At 67.6% G+C, this 2669-nt stretch carries 2 protein-coding genes; both read left to right on the forward strand.

Annotation, left to right across the window (positions count from 1 at the left end):
* Positions 1-9: 9 nt before the first annotated feature.
* Positions 10-522, forward strand: coding sequence for a rod shape-determining protein MreD (mreD, locus tag ABY44_RS12545; RefSeq protein ID WP_009687274.1), 513 nt, complete (start codon positions 10-12; stop codon positions 520-522).
* A gap of 114 nt (positions 523-636) precedes the next feature.
* Positions 637-2669, forward strand: a 2033-nt coding sequence (gene mrdA, locus ABY44_RS12550; protein ID WP_174416173.1) for a penicillin-binding protein 2, incomplete at its 3' end; no start/stop codon positions are given.

Here is a 2669-nt window from a genome sequence, read left to right on the forward strand (position 1 = left end):
AGCCCAGCGATGAATCGCCCGCAATACATCCTGCAGCCGGTCAATCCGTACTTCATCGTCTTCAGCCTCGCCGCCGCGTTCCTGCTGAACCTGATGCCGTGGGGCCGCCTGCCCGGCGTGCCCGACTTCGTCGCGCTCGTGCTGCTGTTCTGGAACATCCACCAGCCGCGCAAGGTCGGGATGGGCGTCGCGTTCGCGCTCGGCATCCTGATGGACGTGCATGACGCGGGGCTGCTCGGCGAGCACGCGCTCGCCTATACGCTGCTGTCGTACGGCGCGATCACGATCCACCGTCGCGTGCTGTGGATGCCGATCGGCGTGCAGGTGCTGTACGTCACGCCGCTGCTGGTCGTCGCGCAGCTCGTTCCGTTCGTGATCCGCCTCGTGATGGGCGCCGCGTTCCCGGGCTGGCGCTATCTGGTCGACGGCTTCGTCGAGGCCGCGCTGTGGCCGATCGCGAGCCACCTGCTGCTGATGCCGCAACGCCGCCCGGTCGATCCGGACGATACGCGCCCCATCTGAACCCTGGGCCTGCTTTGACTACCCGCCGCCTCTACGCCCGCCGCGCGCCGCGCTCCGGGGCGGCCCCTCGCCCGCAGCCGCACACCGCGCGCGGGCCAGATCGATCGTAACCGCATGACCGAATTCAACGACACCCAACAGCAGCTCTCGAAGTTCCGCCTGCGCGTCGCGGCGGCGGGCGTGTTCGTGTTCGTCTGCTTCGGGCTGCTCGCGAGCCGCTTTTTCTACCTGCAGTTGATGCAGCACGGCAAATACGCGCTGCAGGCCGAGGAAAACCGCATTTCGGTCGCGCCGATCGTGCCGAACCGCGGGATTATCACCGACCGCAACGGCGTGATCCTCGCGAAGAACTACTCGGCGTACACGCTCGAGATCACGCCGTCGAAGCTCGACGACACGCTCGAGAACACGATCGACAAGCTGTCCGAGATCATCCCGATCGACGCGCGCGACCGCCGCCGCTTCAAGAAGCTGCAGGAAGACTCGAAGAACTTCGAGAGCCTGCCGATCCGCACCCGGCTCACCGACGAGGAAGTCGCGCGCTTCACCGCGCAGCGCTTCCGCTTCCCCGGCGTCGACGTGCGCGCGCGGCTGTTCCGCCAATATCCGCTCGGCACGACGGCCGCGCACGTGATCGGCTACATCGGCCGGATCTCGAAGCGCGACCAGGATCGCATCGACGCGATGAGCGACGACAACGACAGCGACCAGGAAAACTACGATCCGCGCCGCGACGCGAACAACTACAAGGGCACCGACTACATCGGCAAGATCGGCGTCGAGCAGAGCTACGAAACCGAGCTGCACGGGCTGACGGGCTTCGAGGAAGTCGAGGTGACGGCCGGCGGCCGGCCGGTGCGCACGCTGTCGCGCACGCAGGCGACGCCCGGCAACAACCTCGTGCTGTCGCTCGACATCGGGCTGCAGCAGGTCGCCGAGCAGGCGTTCGCCGGCAAGCGCGGCGCACTGGTCGCGATCGAGCCGAAGACGGGCGACGTGCTCGCGTTCGTGTCGTCGCCGAGTTTCGACCCGAACTCGTTCGTCGACGGCATCGACCAGCAGACCTGGGACGAGCTGAACAACTCGACCGACAAGCCGCTGCTGAACCGCCCGCTGCACGGCACCTACCCGCCCGGCTCGACGTACAAGCCGTTCATGGCGCTCGCCGGCCTGACGCTCGGCAAGCGCACGCCGGGCTGGGGCTTCCAGGATCCCGGCTACTTCACGTTCGGCGGCCACACGTTCCGCAACGACGTGCGCTCGGGCCAGGGCTGGGTCGACATGAACAAGGCGATCATGGTGTCGAACGACACCTACTTCTACATGCTCGCGCGCGACCTCGGCGTGAACGCGATCGCGAACTTCATGAAGCCGTTCGGCTTCGGCCAGATCACCGGGATCGACATCCAGGGCGAGGCGCGCGGGATCCTGCCGTCGACCGACTGGAAGAAGAAGGCGTTCAAGAAGGCCGCGCAGCAGAAGTGGTTCGACGGCGAGACGATCAGCCTCGGGATCGGCCAGGGCTACAACTCGTTCACGATCCTGCAGCTCGCGCACGCGACCGCGACGCTCGCGAACAACGGCGTCGTGATGAAGCCTCACCTGGTGAAGGAAATCGAGGACCCGATCACGCGCGGGCGCCGCCTGACCGTGCCGAAGGAAAGCGAAGTGATCCCGCTCAAGCAGGCCGACATCGATGTCGTGAAGCGCGGGATGGAGAACGTGATCGAGAACCCGTCCGGCACCGCGTACAAGGTGTTCCGCGGCGCGCCGTACCTCGCCGCCGGCAAGACCGGCACCGCGCAGGTGTTCTCGCTGCAAGGCTCCAACTACAAGGGCCACCTGCTCGCCGAGCACCTGCGCGACCACGCGCTGTTCATCGCGTACGCACCGGTCGACCATCCGCAGATCGCCGTCGCGCTGGTCGTCGAGAACGGCGGCTGGGGGGCGCAGGCCGCGGGCCCGATCGCGCGCCGCGTGCTCGACTTCTATCTCGTCGACCGCCAGAACCCGCAGAACGAGGCCGCGGCCGTGGCTGCCGCGGCGTCGGCGACCGAACCCGTCAACGCGCCGGTGATCGGCGACGCGAACCGGCCCGCCGCCGTCGCGGCTGGCTTCACGGCGCTACCGCAGCCGGTCGTGCCGAG

The sequence above is a fragment of the Burkholderia sp. ZZQ-2 genome (assembly GCF_050768715.1).
GTDB lineage: Bacteria > Pseudomonadota > Gammaproteobacteria > Burkholderiales > Burkholderiaceae > Burkholderia > Burkholderia cepacia.